We start from the raw sequence: 16,121 nt of genomic DNA on the forward strand, positions 1-16,121 counted from the left end.
GACGCCGATGCCGTGGCGTTCACCGTCGTCACGCCGTCACCTCTTGTCGCTCCTGAGGGACGGCCCCGTCCCGTTCCCTTCGCGCGGCGGCGTCCTCGCCCGTGAGATGGAGGAAGACCTCGTCCAGCGTCGGCCGGCGCAGCGCGATGTCCTCCGCCTCGATCCCCTCCGCGTGCAGGGCGCGTACGGTCTCGGTCAGCGCCGCCATGCGGTCCGCCACGGGCGCGCTCAGCAGCCGCCGGTCCACGTCCGTGCTGACGGCGTGCGTGCCCGTTGTGCGTGCCAGCGCCCGTGCGCCGTCCGCGAGCCGGTCCGCGTCGCGCAGTACGACATCGATGCGGTCGCCGCCGGTCCGCGCCTTGAGTGCGTCCGCCGTGCCCTCCGCGATGACCCGTCCGCTGTCCACCACCGAGATACGGTCGGCCAGTTGGTCGGCCTCCTCCAGATACTGCGTGGTCAGCAGTACGGTCGTCCCGCCGCCGACCAGCGAGCGCACCGCGCTCCACACCTCCGCCCGGCCGCGCGGGTCGAGTCCGGTCGTCGGCTCGTCCAGGAACAGCACCCGCGGGTCGGTGATCAGCGAGGCCGCGAGGTCGAGCCGGCGCCGCATGCCGCCGCTGTACTGCTTGACGGCCTTGCGGCCGGTGTCCGCCAGGCCGAACCGCTCCAGCAGCTCCCCGGCCCGCTCCCCCGCGCGCCGGGCGCCGAGGTGGTGGAGCCGTCCGAACATCTCCAGGTTCTGCCGGCCGCTCAGGTCCTCGTCGAGGGCCGCGTGCTGTCCCAGCAGCCCGATCCTGCGCCGCACTTCGCGCGCGTGGGTCCGCACATCGAGCCCGGCCACCCGCACCAGCCCCTCGTCGGGCCGCAGCAGCGTGGTCAGGATCCGTACGGCCGTGGTCTTGCCCGCGCCGTTCGGCCCGAGCACGCCGTGCACCGTGCCGCGTTCCACCGTCAGATCGAACCCGTCGAGGGCCCGCTTCTCGCCGTATCGCTTGCGTGCGCCCGCCACCACGATCACGTCGGTCGTATCGGCCACATCGGTCAACGTCTTCGCCTCCCACCCAGGTAATCAAACTTGACTACCGAGCCGGAAGAGTAACCCCGGTTCCTCGATTGGTCAAACTTGATTAGCGATGATCTCCGTCATCGGGGACACCCGTCGCGTACGGGTTCTCCTGGCCCTCGGCGAGCACCGCCACGAACGGCTCGCCCTCACCCGCGAAGGTGTACGCGCCGCCCTCGATGCGCTTGATCAGCCCCCGCGTCCACTCCGCGCCCGAATCCGCCGAGTGCACCCACAGATTCATGATCTCGCCGATGTGCCCGAGCTGTTCCGGGCCCTCCTCCGGCACGTAGTGCTCGGTCACCGCGGCCCGCCACGCCTCGATCCCCGCCACGCGCTCCTTGAGCAGCTCGATGACCTCGGCGCGCGGCAGATCGACGATGGCGCCGATCCCCGCCGACAGCACGTCCATCTTCTGGTCGTAGGTGGTCAGCGCCTCGCGCAGCAGCCGCAGATACTCCTCGCGGCCCGCGTCCGTCAGCTCGTACTCGGTACGCGGCGGCCCGCCCGCCGTGCTCGGCGCGACCTCGTGCGCCAGCAGGACGCCCTGCTTCGCCATCTGCTTGAGCGCGTGATAGATCGACCCGGGCTTGGCGTTGGACCACTCGTGGGCGCCCCAGTACTCCAGGTCGTTGCGGACCTGATAGCCATGGGCCCGGCCGTGCTGGCGGACCGCGCAGAGCACGAGCAAACGGATCGCTGACATTGCTCCAGGTTATGACTCCGGAGCGCGCCGCCCCCGCCGGGCCCGCGACCGCACGACCGCGCGACGCGTCGACGTCGGTCAGGACGCGTCGACGTCGGCGTCAGAAGGGGAAGGCGGTACGGCCGTGCTGCACCGAGATCCACTTCTGCGTCGTGAACGCCTCCACCGTCGAGTCGCCGTTGAGCCGGCCGAGCCCCGAGAACTTCTCCCCGCCGAAGGCCACCAGCGGCTCGTCCTGCACGGTCGAGTCGTTGACATGCATCATGCCGGTGACGATCCGCTTGGCGAACGCGACGCCGCGCTCGACGTTCGAGGTGTGCACGGCCCCGCTCAGCCCGTACGGGGTGTTGTTGGCGAGCCGTACCGCCTCTTCCTCCCCGTCGAACGGGACCAGCAGCACCACGGGGCCGAAGATCTCCTGCCGCATCAGCGGGGAGTCCTCGTCCAGCCCCGCCAGCACCGTCGGCTCCACGAGATTGCCGCGCGTACGCCCCCGTACGAGCGCGGTCGCCCCCTCCGCCAGCGCCTGGTCCACCACCGCCGTCAGCGCGTCCGCCTGGAAGGTGTTGATGACCGGGCCGATCTGGGTCTCGGGGTCGCGCGGGTCGCCCGTCCTCAGCGACGCCACCTTCGCCACGAACTTCTCGGTGAACCGCTTCTCGACGGCGCGGTCCACGAGGATCCGGTTGGCGGCCACACAGACCTGGCCCTGGTAGATGAAGCGGCTGGCGACCGCCGCGTCCACCGCGTAGTCGAGCCCCGCCTCGTCGAGATCGTCGAGGACGACCAGCGCGCTGTTACCGCTCAGTTCGAGTATCGCCCGCTTGAAGTTGCCGCCCGCCACCGCGCCGACATGACGGCCGACCCGGTCCGAGCCGGCGAACGAGATCACCTTCGGCACGGGGTGCTCGATGAGCGCGTCCCCGACCTCCGCGATGTCCGTCACCACGACGTTGAGCAGTCCGGCCGGCAGCTCCGCGTCCTCGAAGAGCTTGGCGATCAGCCCGCCGCCGACGATGGGCGCGTTCTGGTTGGGCTTGATCACGACGGCGTTGCCGAGCGCCAGCGCGGGCGCCACCGACTTGATCGTCACCAGGAAGGGGAAGTTGAAGGGGGTGATCACGCCGATGACACCGACCGGCAGCCGGTAGACACGGTTCTCCTTGCCGTCCACGGGGGACGGCAGGATCCGGCCCTCGGGCCGCAGCGACAGCTGTATGGCATCGCGCAGGAACTCCTGCGCGGCACTGACCTCGTGCTCCGCCTTGAGCCGCGTACCGCCCAGCTCGTCGATGATCGCCTCGATGATGTCGTCCCTGCGCTCCTCGACCAGCCTGAGGACGCGCTCGAAGACCCGGCGACGGGTGTAGGGACTGATCGCGGCCCAGTCGCGCTGCGCGCGTTCGGCGGCGCGGTACGCCTCGTCGATCTCCTGGACGGTGGCGATCGTGATGGCCGCGAGCTTCTCCCCGTTGTACGGATTGAAGTCGATGATGTCCCACGAGCCGCTGCCGGTCCGCCACTCGCCGTCGATGTACTGGTGGGCCAGGTCGGTGAAGTAGGACATGCGATCCCTTACTGCAGGTGCTGCAGGTGCAAACTCCTGATATGAGGTCATCGTACTGATGTCTCAGATCAGTTGGAGCAGTCCGCGCAGGACATCTCGGCTCTCCTCAGGTCCCGGGCTGTCCTGCTGTAGCCGGCCCATCACTCGTTCGTACTGGGCGACCTCCTCGCGCTTGTCCAGATACAGCGCGCTGGTCAGCTGCTCCAGGAAGACGACATCGGAGAGATCCGACTCGGGGAAGCTCAGCATGGTGAACGCGCCGCTCTCGCCGGCGTGGCCGCCGAAGCTGAAGGGCATCACCTGGAGCGTGATGTTCGGCTGCTCCGAGATCTCGATCAGATGTCTCAACTGCCCCTGCATCACGGAGCGCTCGCCGTACGGGCGGCGCAGCGCCGCCTCGTCGAGGATGGCGTGAAAGCGCGGCGCGCGTTCGGAGACGAGGACCTTCTGCCGCTCCAGCCGGAGCGCGACCCGGCGCTCCACCTCGGCGCAGGGCGCCTCGGGCTGGCCGCGGGTGACGACGGCGTGCGCGTACGCCTCGGTCTGCAACAGGCCGTGCACGAACTGCACTTCATAGATACGGATCAGTGAGGCGGCACCTTCGAGACCGATATATGTCTGGAACCAGCCGGGCAGCACATCGCCGAAGCTGTGCCACCACCCCGCGACATTGGCCTCCCGGGCGAGGCCGAGAAGGGCAGCGCGCTCGCCCTCGTCGGCGACCCCGTAGAGGGTCAACAGGTCCTCGATGTCTCTGGCCTTGAAGCTCACCCGTCCCAACTCCATACGGCTGATCTTGGACTCGGATGCGCGGATCGAGTAGCCGGCGGCCTCACGTGTGATGCCGCGCGTCTCGCGCAGCCGCCTCAGTTGTGAGCCCAGCAGGATGCGCCGCACCACGGAACCGCCCGATTCGGCTGCGGTCACGTCTCCAACCCTCCCCATCACATGTGGATCTCCCCGGAGCACCCCCGAACTCCAAGTGCCGGATTCTGCCATCAAAACGCTTCAGCCCGTACTCATTCGATTACGGAAATAAGAAGGCTTTGCGGAGAGAGCAAAACTGGTCACGAGGAGAAATAGGACGGAACCATCACGGGACGGGTGAAGTCGGTCGCGTGCACGTGCATCTGCCCTTGCATCTGCCGTACGCATTCGGAACCATGGTCCCCGCGCACCTGCGTGCTCGTTCGTGATTGACGTGTTGTGACGCTGGACCTCCGCAGTATCGCTACGGCCGCGAATCCCGGGAGTGCCTCGCATGGGGACGAATGGATCGACCATGCTCGAGCCGTTAAGGCAGGGGCTTCCCCCCATCGATCCCTCGGCGGCCGCGGGCTCGGTGTCGTGTGCTCTGCCCGCCCGCTACGAAGCGGTGCGCGGGGCCAGGCAGTTCACCAGGAACACGCTGACCCAGTGGGAGCTGAACGACCGCTTCGACGATGTCGCGCTGGTCGTCTCCGAACTCGTCACCAACGCGCTGCGGCACGCCCTGCCGGCCGACACCCCGCGGGATCCCCAGGACGCCTCCGTACGGCTGCATCTGATGCGGTGGTCGTCGCGGCTGGTGTGCGCGGTACGGGATCCCAGCCACGCGAGCCCGGAGGCGCGGAAGACCGAGGAGGACTGCGCGGCGGAATCCGGCCGGGGGCTGTTCCTGGTCGAGTCGTTCAGCGACACCTGGGGCTGGCATCCGCTGGCGGGGTCACTGCACGGCAAGGTGGTCTGGGCGCTGTTCCAGCTACGAGTGGCCGACTGACGGCGGACGGGACCGACCGGCTGAGCAGTACGCCCGGCCGCCCGCCGTCGGTCAACCGCTCGCCGTCAGATGGTCGAATTCCCCGTCTTTGACGCCCAGCAGCATGGCCTCGATCTCGGCGATCGTGTAGACCAGCGCGGGCCCGTCGGGGTGGCGTGAGTTGCGTACCGCCACCTCGCCGCCGGGCAGCTTGGCGAACTCCACACAGGATCCCTGGGAGTTGCTGTGCCTGCTCTTCTGCCAGACGACTCCGTGAAGCTCTGTGGCCGTAATGCCGTTGTACACGTGGTGCACAGGTCGCTCCCCGAGTTGCAAGGTGCAGTCGTCAACTTTCTCGGATCATAGCTGTGTTTCATGTGCCGCTGCATGAGCAAATGCACGTGCACGTGGGGTGTTCCCTTGGTTACAGGCCCGCCCCCCGGCTCCGATCGCCTGCTCTGTGGATTAAGACGCGCTGAAGGGCCTTCCGGATCCCTCGGCGGACGGAATGGTGGCCGAATAGTGTCCGTGTACCCGGCGAAGACGAGAAGACTCCCCGCGCGTTCCGGCGCGGGGAGCCTCGATACGGCGGTTGAACGACGGCGGTACGGCGCCGCCCGGCGGCTGTCGAACGGCGCCGCCCGGCGGGCCCCGGACGGTCAGCCCGGCGGGCCCCGGACGGTCAGCGCGGCGTGGTGCGGTACGGCAGCAGTGCCATCTCCCTCGCGTTCTTGATCGCGCGCGCCAGCTGCCGCTGCTGCTGGGCGCTGACCCGCGTCACACGGCGACCGCGGATCTTGCCGCGGTCCGAGATGAACTTCCGCAGCAGGCCGGTGTCCTTGTAGTCGACATAGGTGATGCCCGCGGCGTCCAGCGGATTGGGGCGGGGCGCGGGCAGCTTTCGGTCCCCACGACGGGCGGACATCAGACCTCCAGGAGGGTGTCGAAGGCGGGCGGAAGGCGCTTCCAGGCGGCGCGGCCCGCGGTGTACTCGGCGTCGGTCAGCAGGCAGGAGTCCAGCAGCTGTTCGATGCCCTCCCGGTCGAGGCCGGGCGAGGTGAAGACCAGATGCTGGCAGCGGTCGCCGTGCGGGGCATGCCAGTCCAGCGAGGCGGCGGCCCGGCGCGGCGGGGGAACCGTCTCCCAGGCGGCGTCGGGCAGCGCCGCCAGCCAGGGCCCCACGCTCTCCACACAGAGCGCGCCACCGGCCGCGTCCCAGTGCAGCAGCGTGTCGGGACGGTCGGCGAGCCAGAACCGGCCGCGGCTGCGGGCGGCGGCGCAGGTCAGATCCTCCAGCGCCTGGTAGAGCCGCTCCGGGTGGAACGGGCGCCTGCGGTGCCAGACATACGTACCGACCCCGCACTCGTCCGCCTCCTGCGGCAGCAGCGCACAGGCCGGGTGCTGGCGGGCGGCGGCGGCCTCGACATCGAATCCGCCGAACGCGGCCTCGGCCAGTTCCCCGGCCGACGCGCCCTCGCCGTCGACGCGCACCTGCCGTGCCGTCGGGTGCAGTTGGGCGAGCAGCGCACGGTCCTCGTCGTCCGCGAGCGGGCTGTCCACGACGGCGAGCACCGGCGCGTACTCCAGCTGCCGCGCCCAGGTGTCGGCGATCGTCCGCTGGTCGGAGGCGGCGGCAGCGAGCCCGGCGTCGGCCAGATCGTCGCCGTTGCCGAGGTACGGCAGCAGCAGCGCCGGGTCGACCGCGGTCAGCACGGAGCTGACGACGAGACGTTCGCCGTGCGCGGCGATGACCTCGGCCATGGCCCGGGGCTCGACCGAGTCCCACAGCTCGACGATCGCGAGCCGGGTGAGGCCGCCGTCCGCGAGCCGGGCCAGCTCGGGTACGAGATCCTCCCGCAGGGCGCAGCAGGCGCAGTCGTCGACCAGCGGCGCCTCGCCCGTGGAGACGAGTCCGGTGGCGTCGCGGACGGTGCGTATGACGGTGCCGCGCGTGGCCGTCGACAGATCGTGGTGGAGCGCGACGCTGCCGGGCACGGTGGCGAGAAGCCGCCGCACGGTCGCCTCGCGGGCGTCGGAGTGCAGCCCGCAGACGATCGCGACAGGGAGTCTGTTGTCGTCGATGGGGGCCACCTAGCGAGCCTCGGGGCGGCGGCCGTAGCGGCGCTCGAAGCGCTCCACGCGGCCGGCGGTGTCGAGGACGCGCGCGGTACCCGTATAGAAGGGGTGGCTCGCCGAGGAGATCTCGACATCGATGACGGGGTAGGTCCGGCCGTCCTCCCAGACGACCGTCTTCCCGGCGGTCGCGGTCGAGCGGGTGAGGAAGGCGTAGCCGGCGGCCCTGTCGCGGAAGACGACGGGCTGGTAGGCGGGGTGGATTCCGGGCTTCATGTCGGCCTCTTCGTTCCTTTCTTCGTTCTCTTCTTCGTTCTCTTCTTCGTGCTCTTCCGCGTGCTGTTCCGCGTGCTGTTCCGCGTGCTGTTCCGCGTGCTCTTCACGCTTCTTCTCGCGGCTGTCGCCGCCGGTCAGCGTTCTTCGCGGAAGTCGGTGTGCCGGCGGACGAGCGGGTCGTACTTGCGCAGCGTCAGGCGGTCGGGGTCGTTCCTGCGGTTCTTGCGGGTGACGTACGTGTAGCCGGTCCCCGCGGTGGAGCGGAGCTTGATGACCGGGCGCAGTTCGTTGCGTGCCATGGGGCTAGTATATGGAAATGGTTTCCATTTCCAAAGAGAAGGATGTGTGACCTTGTCCGCGCACTGCCAGCTGACCGGGGCCAAGCCCGGCTTCGGCAACCAGATCTCCCACTCGCACCGGCGCACCTCCCGCCGCTTCGACCCCAACATCCAGCGCAAGCGCTACTGGCTGCCGAGCGAGGGACGGAATGTCCGGCTCACCCTCAGCGCGAAGGCGATCAGGACCATCGACTCCATCGGCATCGAGGCCGCCGTCGCCCGGATCCGCGCCCGCGGGGTGAACGTCTGATGGCGAAGAAGAGCAAGATCGTCCGCAATGAGCGGCGCAAGGAGGTCGTGGAGCGGTACGCCGTACGCCGCGCCGAGTTGAAGGAGATCATCCGGCGCCCCGGCACGCCCGACGGGGAACGGCTGGCCGCGCGCGAGGAATTGCGACGTCAGCCGCGCGACGCGAGCGCCACGCGGGTGCGGAACCGGGACAGCGTGGACGGCCGGCCGCGCGGTCACCTCAGGAAGTTCGGCCTGTCCAGGGTGCGGATGCGTGAGCAGGCGCACGCCGGATTCCTGCCGGGCGTGCGTAAGTCCTCCTGGTAGTTTTGCGCGGTCCGGCCGCCGGCGGGATCCAGACGACGCGCTCCAGGGGGACTTGAACGTGCAGACACTCGTACGGAGCGGCGCCGCCGCGGCAGGGCTCGTCGTGACACTCGCGCTCGCGCTCACGGGCTGTGGCGGTGGCGGCGAGGGCGGCGGCCCGGCCAAGGATGAGGGCGGCGCCACAGCGCCGAGCACGACCGGCGGCGAGAGTTCCGCTTCGACCGCGGACTCCAACTCCGGCTCCGGCTCCGGCGCGAGCGCGGACGCGGCGAGCGTCGAGGGCACATGGGCCGGGCTGAGCGACGGCAAGACCGTCGCCCTGTCGGTCAAGTCCGGCAAGGTCGCCTTGGTCGCGGACCGGCATGTCTGCCAGGGCGCGGTGGAGGACATGGGCGAGCCGATGTTCTCCCTCAAGTGCGCCGACGGCAACACCGACCGCACGATGGGGACGATCGAGTCGACCGACGGCAAGACCCTGGTGATCGCCTGGGGCAAGGGCGTGAAGGACACGTTGGCGAAGGCCGGGGACGACAAGCTGCCGGAGGGGCTGCCGAGCGATCTGCCGACGGACCTGCCGACGCCGTGACGCGCTCATGAAGCCGGCAGGCCGTATCCGCCCCGGCCGCTGACCGGTCGGCCGGCTGACCGGTCGGCCGGCCGGCTGGTTGAGCGGGGTGGTCAGCGGGCGGGGTGGATACGGCCGCGCCGCCCCGTCCCGCCGCCCGGCCCGTCGGCCGTGTCCGGTCCGCCCGGCACCCGCGCCGCGTCCGCCGCGGAGGTGCCGTGGGTCCAGCCCTCGGCGTCCGTCGCCCCGCGTACGCGCGTCGCCACCGTCTCCGGGAACATCCGGTCCGTACGGTCGGCCACCGCCGCCTCGCGGGCGGCGAGTACGGGCAGCAGCCCGCCGACGCCCTCTCCGCTCACCCGCGTCGCCGTAGCAGTCGCCGTCTCCTGCTCCGCCGTCACCTGTTCCGTGGCCAGGGCCAGGCGTTCGCCGATGCGGTGGGCGTACGCCAGCAGGAACGACTGCCGGAATGTCTTCGTCCGCTTACGCCCGGCCGCGCGCTGGGCCGCCTCCGCACGGGTCATCGCGGCCGTGCCCTGTACCAGCAGCGAGGTATGGAGCAGCTCGACCGCCTCCAGGTCCGCCTCGAAGCCGACGACCGTCGAGAAGCCGTACGCGCTGTTCCAGACGGCGCGGCAGCGGTTCGCGGAGGCCACGGCGTCGAGCAGGATCGCCTTCGCCGTCTCGTACGGAGCGTCCACCCCGATCCGGCACGCGCCGGGCACATCGCCCCGGTGCGTACGGTCGGCGAGCAGCGCCTCGTCGATGCTGTGCCGCGCCATCAGCTCCTGCGCCTTGGCGGTGAGCGCCTCCGCCTCCTGCGGGTATCCGGTCGCCTCCGCCTTGGCGAGCAGGGCGCGGATCCGGGTGAGCATGCGCGGCTCGCCGTCCGCGGGGGCGGCCAGATGGACGGGCGTACCGGGCACGGGACCGACCGGTTCGATCGCGGGCAGCCGGGCGAGCAGCAGATACAGCTCCAGTACGGCGGTGGCGTACGAGAAGCGGTCGGCCCGGTAGGGGCGCGCGTCCCGCTCCTCGTCGAGATCCGCGAGCTGGGCGGCCCAGCGCGGCGGCAGCCGCTCGTGGCGCCGCGCCTCCGCCGCTGTCAGCTCGGCGAGAAGGCGCAGGTGCGGGCCGTCGAGGTCGCGGCGTACGAGCCGGGCGACATCGGCGGGCTGCCAGCCGCGCTCCCAGGCCAGCCGTACGAACTGCTCGCCGCGTCTGCGCAGTTCCGCGTCCGCCGCCGGATCCGCGGCGAGGAGGGAAGCGCCGGTGTCGATGCCGTCGGCGCTGCCGCCGTCCCCGGCCCGCGCGGAGAGTACGGCCGTGAGGGCGCGCTCGACGGTACGGGCCGCCGCGCCGGCGGTGTCGTCGGTCATGCCGCGGCCTCGGTGTGCTCCATGATCATGCGGGGTGCCTCCTCGGAACTGCGCCTTGCCGCGTTCCGATGGTCGCAGGTCCCTTTTCCCGACCATTGTCCACAGGCTGTGGATATCTCATCGCCCTTTCGCGCGGCGCACTACCGTGGATGCCTCCGGCCGAGGGCGGGGCCAACGGCGGGACCGATGACGGAACCGACGCGCGACCGGCGCAGGACCGCCGACAGGCCGACAGAGAGGGCACGGGCATCCATGGGCGAGAACAAGCGGCGCATGCTGGCCGGGGAGTGGTACCTCCCCGATGACGAGGAGCTGGGCGCGGAGACCGAACGGCGCTTCGCGCTGTGCGCGGCGTACAACGCGAACGGCGGCGCCGCGCCGGCCGATCGCGCCAGGATCCTTGCGGAGCTGCTCGGTTCGGTGGGGGAGGATGTCCGTATCCGGCCGCCCTTCCAGTGCGACTACGGGACGTACATCAGTATCGGCGCCCGTACGTTCATCAACTTCAACGCGGTCTTCCTCGACGCGGCGCCGATCACCGTCGGCTCCGACGTCCAGATAGGACCGAATGTCCAACTCCTCACGCCGACCCATGAACTCGGCGCGGAGCGGCGCCGCGCGGGCTGGGAGAAGGCGTCGCCGGTGACGATCGGTGACAACGTCTGGCTGGGCGGCGGGGTGATCGTCTGCCCGGGGGTGACGATCGGCGAGAACACGGTGGTCGGCGCCGGGTCGGTGGTGACGAAGGACCTCCCGGCGGGTGTGCTGGCCGTGGGCAATCCCGCGCGCGTGGTCCGCGAGCTGGAAGGCTGAGCCACGAGCGGGAGGACTGAGCCGGGAAGCGCGGCCTCTATGTCGGCGGTGGGTCCACGGCGGGGGCCGCGGGGGCGGTGACGGTGCGTGGGGCGGGGGCGCGTGGAGGCGCCTGGGCGGCCGGCGTGAACTCGCACCACACCACCTTCCCCCTGGTGGGGCCCGCCTGGTCGCCCCAGTCCGCCGCCAGGGCCGTGACCAGCAGCAGGCCCCTGCCCTCCTCCGCCTCCGCGTCGACCGAGTCGATCCCCGTGGGCCACCTCGGGGGCGTACGGGACGGATCGGCGACCTCGACCCGGAGGCGGGCCCCCGCGCGCAACAGGGTGAGGGAGACCGTGCCGCGGGTGCAGCCGCAGACGCAGATGCCGTGCCGCACGGCGTTGGTGACGAGTTCACTCACCGCCAGCTCGACGGTGGCGATCAGCTCCCCGTCCACGCGGCGCAGCGCGAGAACCTCACGGGCGTGACGGCGGGCCTTGGGAGCCGCCTCCGGCCTGTGCGGGAGCGGGATCCGCGCGAGGGGCAGCCAGGGCGGGTCCTGGCCGTAGACGTCGTGCGCAAGTCCACTGTCAGTGAGCATCGTTACTCTCGGACATCAGTAGGTCACCGAAAGCAACCTATGTTGCCCGAGGGGAGTGCCGCCATGCCACATCACCCATACGAGGCCGTAACGGCCATTCCGGCCCCGCACCGCGTGTTCCGCGGTTCACGCCGTGTGTTCCGCGGTTCAAGCCGTGCGTTCCGCGGTTCAAGCCGTGCGTCCTGTCGTACGGGCCGTGACGCTCCGGGGAGCAGGGCTTCAGGGCATGATCACGAGCTTCCCGCGCGCGTGACCTTCCTCGCTCGTCTGCTGCGCCTGTGCCGCTTCCGCGAGCGGGTACGTACCCGCGATCCGCAGCCGCAGCGCGCCCTCGGCCGCCAGACGGGCGTTCTCGGCGAGGCCGGCGTGCTTCCGCCCGGCCACCGCTCCGCCGGACATGCCGGCCGAGAAGGGGACACCGAGTTCGGCCGCGGCCTGGTCGGCGATGGTGACGATCCGGTCGGTCGTCCCGCCGCGCAGCTCGATCGAGTCGGGCAGCGCGCCCATGCCCGCCGCGTCGAAGACGGCGTCCACGCCCTGCGGCGCGACCGAGCGGACGCGTTCGACGAGCCCGTCGCCGTACGTCACGGGGATGGCACCCAGCGAGCGCACGTACTCATGGTTGGCCGGGGACGCCGTGCCGATCACGATCGCGCCGCGGGCCGTCGCGAGCTGGGCGGCCACGGATCCGACGGCGCCCGCCGCCCCGTGCAGCAGCAGGGTCTCGCCTTCGCGCAGCGCCAGTTCGTCGAGCACCCGCGCGGCCGTCTCCCCCGCGACCGGAAGGGCCGCGGCCTCGGCCCACCCCAGCGAGGCGGGCTTGCGTACGACGGTCTCGGCCAGGGCGTACTGCGCGTAGGCGCCGGTGGTGGACCACCCCAGCACGTCATCGCCGACCGCGATGTCCGTGACCCCGGCGCCGATCTCGTCCACGACCCCCGCGATCTCCTGGCCGGGCACGGCGGGCAGCGGGGTGGCGAAGACCTGTCCCATCCATCCGTGGCGGATCTTGTAGTCCATCGGATTGACGCCGGCCGCCTTCACGGCCACCCGGATCTCGCCGGGGCCCGCGTGCGGCTCGGCGATCTCCTTGACGTGCAGGACGTCCGGGCCGCCGAACTCCTCGAAAACGATCGCTTGCATCTCGGCCTCCATAGAGCGATGGCGGTGGGGCGGGCTCCCGATGACGGGGGCTCCGGTCCCGGCCCCGGATCAGGTCCCGGTCCCGGATCAGGTCCCGGCTGCGGCCCTGGGTACGGATTCGATCTTCCCGTTGTGAGGCCCGGCGCGCCCGCCGGGCGGATCCGCCCGGCGTTGTCAGACCCCCCTGCGAGACTCGGCGGTATGACCGAACGATGGGCTCTGGCCCCGGCGGAGGGCGGCGGCGCGCTGCTCGTTCCGCTGGGCGCGGACGGCCGCCCGGCCGGTCCCGTGGTGCGGGAGCCCGATCTGGTGGCGGCGGTGCGGGCGCGGCTGCCGGAGGTCGGTCGCTGGGTGTGGCGCTCCACCGCCGAGGTGTATCCGAGGCTGCTCGCGGCGGGGGTACGGGTCGAGCGGTGCTACGACATCGAGGCGGCCGAGCTGCTGCTGCTCGGCCACGAGGGGCGGCTCGGGGAGCCTCGGTCGGCCGCGGCCGCCTGGGCCAGGCTGCGGAACGGGCCGGTGCCGCCCGATCCGCCGCCCCGCTCGGCGGAGCCGGGGTCGCAGTCCTCGCTCTTCGAGCCGCACGCGGGCGCGGAGGTGCCGTTCGAGGGGCTGCTCGATGTGTACGCGGAGCAGCAGCGACGCCATACGGCCGCCGAGCACCCCGGGCGGATGCGGCTGCTCACCGCGTCCGAGTCGGCGGGGATGCTGGTGGCCGCCGAGATGCATCGCGCGGGGCTGCCCTGGCGCGCGGATGTGCACCGCGAGGTGCTGGGGGATCTGCTCGGCGAGCGGTACGCGGGCGGGGGCGAGCCCCGGCGGCTGGCCGAGCTGGCGGACGAGGTGTCGGCGGCGTTCGGGCGGCGGGTGCGGCCGGATCTCCCGGCGGATGTGGTGCGGGCCTTCGGGCAGGCCGGCATCAAGGTGAGGTCCACCCGGCGCTGGGAGCTGGCGGAGATCGACCATCCGGCGGTGGAGCCGCTGATCGAGTACAAGAAGCTGTACCGGATCTGGACGGCGCACGGCTGGAGCTGGCTCCAGGACTGGGTACGGGACGGCCGGTTCAGACCCGAGTATCTGCCGGGCGGTACGGTCTCGGGCCGGTGGACGACCAATGGCGGCGGGGCGTTGCAGATCCCCAAGGTCATCCGGCGGGCGGTCGTCGCCGACGAGGGCTGGCGGCTGGTGGTCGCGGACGCCGACCAGATGGAGCCGCGGGTGCTGGCCGCGATCTCCCGCGATCCGGGGCTGATGGAGGTGGCGGGGCACGAGGGGGATCTGTATACCGCGCTCTCCGCTCGGGCGTTCTCGGGCGACCGCGCGCACGCGAAACTCGCGCTGCTGGGGGCGATCTACGGCCAGACGTCCGGCGACGGGCTGAAGAACCTGGCGGCGCTGCGCCGGAGGTTCCCGCTGGCCGTGGCGTATGTGGACGACGCGGCGCGGGCGGGTGAGGAGGGCAGGCTCGTACGGACCTGGCTGGGGCGCACGAGTCCGCGCGCGGCCGGGGCCGAGGAGGACGACGGCGAAGCCGGGATCCCGCAGGAGATATCCCCGGCGCCGGGGGCGGACGGGGAGGGATCGCCCTCGTCCGGCGGCGAGTTCACCCCGGGATACGCGTCGTCGAACGGACGGGCGCGCGGGCGCTTCACCCGTAATTTCGTCGTCCAGGGCAGCGCGGCCGACTGGGCCCTGCTGATGCTGGCCGCGCTGCGGCGGGCGACCGCCGGAATGCGGGCGGAGCTGGTCTTCTTCCAGCACGACGAGGTGATCGTGCACTGCCCGGAGAAGGAGGCCGAAGAGGTGGCCGAGGCGATCCGCGCGGCCGGGGAGCTGGCCGGGCGGATCGCCTTCGGGGAGACGCCGGTGCGGTTCACGTTCACGACGGCGACGGTGGAGCGGTACTCCGACGCGAAGTGAGGCCGCGGTCGGCCGCCGCGGCGGAGGACCCGGCTGCGGGCGCGGACCAGGGCGGACCACGGCGGACCACGGACGCGGATAACGGACTACGGACTACGGACTACGGGCTACGGGCGCGTCAGCCACTTCTGGCTGGTGGCGATCGCGGTGAGCTGCTTCATGGTGAGCGCGGGGTTCTCGCGGGTGGCCGGGGTGATCTGGTCGGCCGCGTTGAAGGCGGAGACGACGACGCGCAGCCCGTCGGGCCTGAGGGTGTCGGCGGTCCACATCCTGATGCCGCCGACGCCCTTCTCTCCCGCGCTCTTCGCGGTCTTGAGCAGCGTGCCGTCCGGCAGGGTGGTCGCGCCGGTGAACAGCTCCTTCGCGACACCCGCCATACCGGGCTGCACATTGATCTGGACATAGCTCGGGCCCTTGCCGTCGTCCACCACCAGATACACGAACCCCTCCTGGCCGCCCTCGCCGGTCACCTCCAGCCCGGCCGGAAGCAGCGAGACCAGCGTGTCACGGGTGTGGTCGTCCGTGCCGGCCGAGCTCCCGGAATCCCCGGCGCCGGGCGGCCGCGTGGGCAGCTCGTTCAGTGGCGCGCGCCACTCGTCCGAGGTGACCAGCGCCTTCAACCGCGCGGGGTTCAGCGGCGGATCGGTGCGGGAGATCGCCGCGCCCTTCTCGGCCGGGGCGTTGTACTCGCTCGCGTCGACCAGGAAGCCGTCGGAGGTGAGCAGGACGGCCCGCCAGTTCTTGGTGTCCTCGCGGCGGTCCGGGTACACGTACCCCTGGAAGACCATGAGCCGGGAGCCGTCGGCCAGTTCGTTCTCCGCGCAGTCGTCGTGCCCGGTGATGACCTTGTCGGGGCAGGTCACCTGCTGCTCAGCCTCGGTGCCGGCGGCGCGGGTGAGGCCGACCGAGATCTCGGCGTCGCCCTTTCCGTCGTCGAACACCCCGCGCACGCTCCGGAAGCCCGGACCGCCGTCGGAGCTGTTCGTCGTCGGGTTCTTCAGCTCTCCGCCGGGCAGCAGCCCGGTGAGAATCGCGATGAGGGCCGCGTCGGTGCCCGGCGCGGGGGCGGTGCGCGTGGCGCCGGTGCGGGTGGGGTCCGGCGCGGCGAGGGAGGTCTCGCCACCCCGGCCGCCCCCCTGTCCCCCGCCCAGCAGTCCGCCGCCGTACGCGCCGCCGATCCCCACGGCGGCCAGCGCGAGCGTGCTGCCCGTCACCACCGCGGCGCGCCGCCGGGCCACCCGACGGCGGCCCAGGGTCAGCCCGGCGTCCACCAGGGCGGCCCGGTCCGGGGGTGCGAACGTCTCGCCGGTGCGGCGCAGCGCCTCACCGAGACCGTCCTCGAAGGGTGCTTCGCATGGCTTGTCAGAGGGCATGGTCGGCCCCACTCCTTGCTCAGGTATTCGGA

Annotated in this window: 19 protein-coding genes; 6 read left to right on the top strand and 13 right to left on the bottom strand. The window is 71.5% G+C overall.

The window, feature by feature from the left end; all coding sequences use genetic code 11:
- Nucleotides 1-28 precede the first annotated feature (28 nt).
- The 4 genes from ACIOGX_RS11185 to ACIOGX_RS11200 all read right to left on the bottom strand — a co-directional run bounded on the left by ACIOGX_RS11185 (nucleotide 29) and on the right by ACIOGX_RS11200 (nucleotide 4,281).
- The gene (locus ACIOGX_RS11185) at nucleotides 29-1,036 is read right to left on the bottom strand and encodes an ATP-binding cassette domain-containing protein (RefSeq protein WP_356515459.1); all 1,008 of its coding nucleotides are present in this window, start codon (nucleotides 1,034-1,036) and stop codon (nucleotides 29-31) included.
- A 91-nt stretch (nucleotides 1,037-1,127) separates the two neighbouring features.
- Nucleotides 1,128-1,769, bottom strand: a complete 642-nt coding sequence (locus tag ACIOGX_RS11190) for a PadR family transcriptional regulator (protein WP_129770989.1) — start codon at nucleotides 1,767-1,769, stop codon at nucleotides 1,128-1,130.
- 100 nt (nucleotides 1,770-1,869) lie between these two features.
- On the bottom strand, nucleotides 1,870-3,336 hold the full coding sequence (locus ACIOGX_RS11195; protein WP_356515457.1) for an aldehyde dehydrogenase family protein: 1,467 nt from the start codon (nucleotides 3,334-3,336) through the stop codon (nucleotides 1,870-1,872).
- A 63-nt stretch (nucleotides 3,337-3,399) separates the two neighbouring features.
- Nucleotides 3,400-4,281 (bottom strand): helix-turn-helix transcriptional regulator, encoded by an 882-nt coding sequence (locus ACIOGX_RS11200; protein ID WP_051746287.1) that lies wholly within the window; start codon nucleotides 4,279-4,281, stop codon nucleotides 3,400-3,402.
- Nucleotides 4,282-4,597: 316 nt separating this feature from the next.
- Here ACIOGX_RS11200 and ACIOGX_RS11205 point away from each other — a divergent pair, with 316 nt between their 5' ends.
- Nucleotides 4,598-5,095, top strand: a complete 498-nt coding sequence (locus ACIOGX_RS11205) for an ATP-binding protein (RefSeq protein ID WP_356515455.1) — start codon at nucleotides 4,598-4,600, stop codon at nucleotides 5,093-5,095.
- Between the two features lie 51 nt (nucleotides 5,096-5,146).
- Here ACIOGX_RS11205 and ACIOGX_RS11210 read toward each other — a convergent pair whose 3' ends face one another.
- The 5 genes from ACIOGX_RS11210 to rpmG all read right to left on the bottom strand — a co-directional run bounded on the left by ACIOGX_RS11210 (nucleotide 5,147) and on the right by rpmG (nucleotide 7,722).
- Nucleotides 5,147-5,389, bottom strand: a complete 243-nt coding sequence (locus ACIOGX_RS11210; RefSeq protein WP_129770992.1) for a DUF397 domain-containing protein — start codon at nucleotides 5,387-5,389, stop codon at nucleotides 5,147-5,149.
- 367 nt (nucleotides 5,390-5,756) lie between these two features.
- Nucleotides 5,757-5,999 (bottom strand): 30S ribosomal protein S18, encoded by a 243-nt coding sequence (gene rpsR, locus ACIOGX_RS11215; protein ID WP_383968037.1) that lies wholly within the window; start codon nucleotides 5,997-5,999, stop codon nucleotides 5,757-5,759.
- Nucleotides 5,999-7,165, bottom strand: coding sequence for a CobW family GTP-binding protein (locus ACIOGX_RS11220; RefSeq protein WP_401912163.1), 1,167 nt, complete (start codon nucleotides 7,163-7,165; stop codon nucleotides 5,999-6,001). Before ACIOGX_RS11220 ends, rpsR begins: the two co-directional genes overlap by 1 nt.
- A complete protein-coding gene (locus ACIOGX_RS11225) occupies nucleotides 7,166-7,423 on the bottom strand; it encodes a type B 50S ribosomal protein L31 (protein ID WP_356515449.1) in 258 nt (85 codons plus the stop codon).
- A 134-nt stretch (nucleotides 7,424-7,557) separates the two neighbouring features.
- On the bottom strand, nucleotides 7,558-7,722 hold the full coding sequence (gene rpmG / locus ACIOGX_RS11230; protein WP_129770995.1) for a 50S ribosomal protein L33: 165 nt from the start codon (nucleotides 7,720-7,722) through the stop codon (nucleotides 7,558-7,560).
- A 52-nt stretch (nucleotides 7,723-7,774) separates the two neighbouring features.
- On the opposite strand from rpmG, the gene rpmB reads away from it, so the two are divergent.
- Genes rpmB through ACIOGX_RS11245 form a run of 3 tightly spaced genes read left to right on the top strand, consistent with a single transcriptional unit; the run spans nucleotide 7,775 to nucleotide 8,902 of the window.
- Complete coding sequence (gene rpmB, locus ACIOGX_RS11235) at nucleotides 7,775-8,011, top strand: 50S ribosomal protein L28 (protein WP_401764388.1); 237 nt, start codon at nucleotides 7,775-7,777, stop codon at nucleotides 8,009-8,011.
- Nucleotides 8,011-8,316, top strand: coding sequence for a 30S ribosomal protein S14 (gene rpsN, locus ACIOGX_RS11240; RefSeq protein WP_129770996.1), 306 nt, complete (start codon nucleotides 8,011-8,013; stop codon nucleotides 8,314-8,316). Before rpmB ends, rpsN begins: the two co-directional genes overlap by 1 nt.
- Nucleotides 8,317-8,374: 58 nt before the next feature.
- A complete protein-coding gene (locus tag ACIOGX_RS11245) occupies nucleotides 8,375-8,902 on the top strand; it encodes a hypothetical protein (protein ID WP_356515598.1) in 528 nt (175 codons plus the stop codon).
- Nucleotides 8,903-8,994: 92 nt separating this feature from the next.
- Here the strand turns inward: ACIOGX_RS11245 and ACIOGX_RS11250 are convergent, their stop codons facing one another.
- Nucleotides 8,995-10,260, bottom strand: a complete 1,266-nt coding sequence (locus tag ACIOGX_RS11250; RefSeq protein ID WP_401912168.1) for a DUF2786 domain-containing protein — start codon at nucleotides 10,258-10,260, stop codon at nucleotides 8,995-8,997.
- A 252-nt stretch (nucleotides 10,261-10,512) separates the two neighbouring features.
- Between ACIOGX_RS11250 and ACIOGX_RS11255 the strand changes: the two genes are divergently transcribed.
- On the top strand, nucleotides 10,513-11,073 hold the full coding sequence (locus ACIOGX_RS11255; RefSeq protein ID WP_401912170.1) for a sugar O-acetyltransferase: 561 nt from the start codon (nucleotides 10,513-10,515) through the stop codon (nucleotides 11,071-11,073).
- Nucleotides 11,074-11,110: 37 nt separating this feature from the next.
- Here the strand turns inward: ACIOGX_RS11255 and ACIOGX_RS11260 are convergent, their stop codons facing one another.
- Together ACIOGX_RS11260 and ACIOGX_RS11265 are read right to left on the bottom strand one after the other, a co-directional pair.
- Nucleotides 11,111-11,653: an ATP-binding protein gene (locus ACIOGX_RS11260; protein WP_383968052.1), complete on the bottom strand. Its 543-nt coding sequence runs from the start codon at nucleotides 11,651-11,653 to the stop codon at nucleotides 11,111-11,113.
- Nucleotides 11,654-11,872: 219 nt separating this feature from the next.
- Nucleotides 11,873-12,796: an NADP-dependent oxidoreductase gene (locus ACIOGX_RS11265; protein ID WP_401912173.1), complete on the bottom strand. Its 924-nt coding sequence runs from the start codon at nucleotides 12,794-12,796 to the stop codon at nucleotides 11,873-11,875.
- A 201-nt stretch (nucleotides 12,797-12,997) separates the two neighbouring features.
- Between ACIOGX_RS11265 and ACIOGX_RS11270 the strand changes: the two genes are divergently transcribed.
- Nucleotides 12,998-14,716 (top strand): bifunctional 3'-5' exonuclease/DNA polymerase, encoded by a 1,719-nt coding sequence (locus tag ACIOGX_RS11270; RefSeq protein ID WP_401912176.1) that lies wholly within the window; start codon nucleotides 12,998-13,000, stop codon nucleotides 14,714-14,716.
- A 107-nt stretch (nucleotides 14,717-14,823) separates the two neighbouring features.
- On the opposite strand, the gene ACIOGX_RS11275 is transcribed toward ACIOGX_RS11270, so the two are convergent.
- Complete coding sequence (locus ACIOGX_RS11275) at nucleotides 14,824-16,089, bottom strand: hypothetical protein (protein ID WP_401912178.1); 1,266 nt, start codon at nucleotides 16,087-16,089, stop codon at nucleotides 14,824-14,826.
- Between the last annotated feature and the right edge of the window lie 32 nt (nucleotides 16,090-16,121).

This window comes from Streptomyces sp. NPDC088147, from assembly GCF_044741565.1.
Lineage (GTDB): Bacteria > Actinomycetota > Actinomycetes > Streptomycetales > Streptomycetaceae > Streptomyces.

Bases quoted from the DNA above. Each gene is read 5' to 3' on its own strand.
- rpsR (WP_383968037.1), bottom strand. From the start codon at position 5,999: ATGTCCGCCCGTCGTGGGGACCGAAAGCTGCCCGCGCCCCGCCCCAAT.
- rpmG (WP_129770995.1), bottom strand. From the start codon at position 7,722: ATGGCACGCAACGAACTGCGCCCGGTCATCAAGCTCCGCTCCACCGCG.
- ACIOGX_RS11255 (WP_401912170.1), top strand. From the start codon at position 10,513: ATGGGCGAGAACAAGCGGCGCATGCTGGCCGGGGAGTGGTACCTCCCC.
- ACIOGX_RS11265 (WP_401912173.1), bottom strand. From the start codon at position 12,796: ATGCAAGCGATCGTTTTCGAGGAGTTCGGCGGCCCGGACGTCCTGCAC.
- ACIOGX_RS11250 (WP_401912168.1), bottom strand. From the start codon at position 10,260: ATGACCGACGACACCGCCGGCGCGGCGGCCCGTACCGTCGAGCGCGCC.
- ACIOGX_RS11195 (WP_356515457.1), bottom strand. From the start codon at position 3,336: ATGTCCTACTTCACCGACCTGGCCCACCAGTACATCGACGGCGAGTGG.
- ACIOGX_RS11275 (WP_401912178.1), bottom strand. From the start codon at position 16,089: ATGCCCTCTGACAAGCCATGCGAAGCACCCTTCGAGGACGGTCTCGGT.
- rpsN (WP_129770996.1), top strand. From the start codon at position 8,011: ATGGCGAAGAAGAGCAAGATCGTCCGCAATGAGCGGCGCAAGGAGGTC.
- ACIOGX_RS11190 (WP_129770989.1), bottom strand. From the start codon at position 1,769: ATGTCAGCGATCCGTTTGCTCGTGCTCTGCGCGGTCCGCCAGCACGGC.
- ACIOGX_RS11225 (WP_356515449.1), bottom strand. From the start codon at position 7,423: ATGAAGCCCGGAATCCACCCCGCCTACCAGCCCGTCGTCTTCCGCGAC.
- ACIOGX_RS11270 (WP_401912176.1), top strand. From the start codon at position 12,998: ATGACCGAACGATGGGCTCTGGCCCCGGCGGAGGGCGGCGGCGCGCTG.
- ACIOGX_RS11205 (WP_356515455.1), top strand. From the start codon at position 4,598: ATGGGGACGAATGGATCGACCATGCTCGAGCCGTTAAGGCAGGGGCTT.
- ACIOGX_RS11200 (WP_051746287.1), bottom strand. From the start codon at position 4,281: ATGGGGAGGGTTGGAGACGTGACCGCAGCCGAATCGGGCGGTTCCGTG.
- ACIOGX_RS11260 (WP_383968052.1), bottom strand. From the start codon at position 11,653: ATGCTCACTGACAGTGGACTTGCGCACGACGTCTACGGCCAGGACCCG.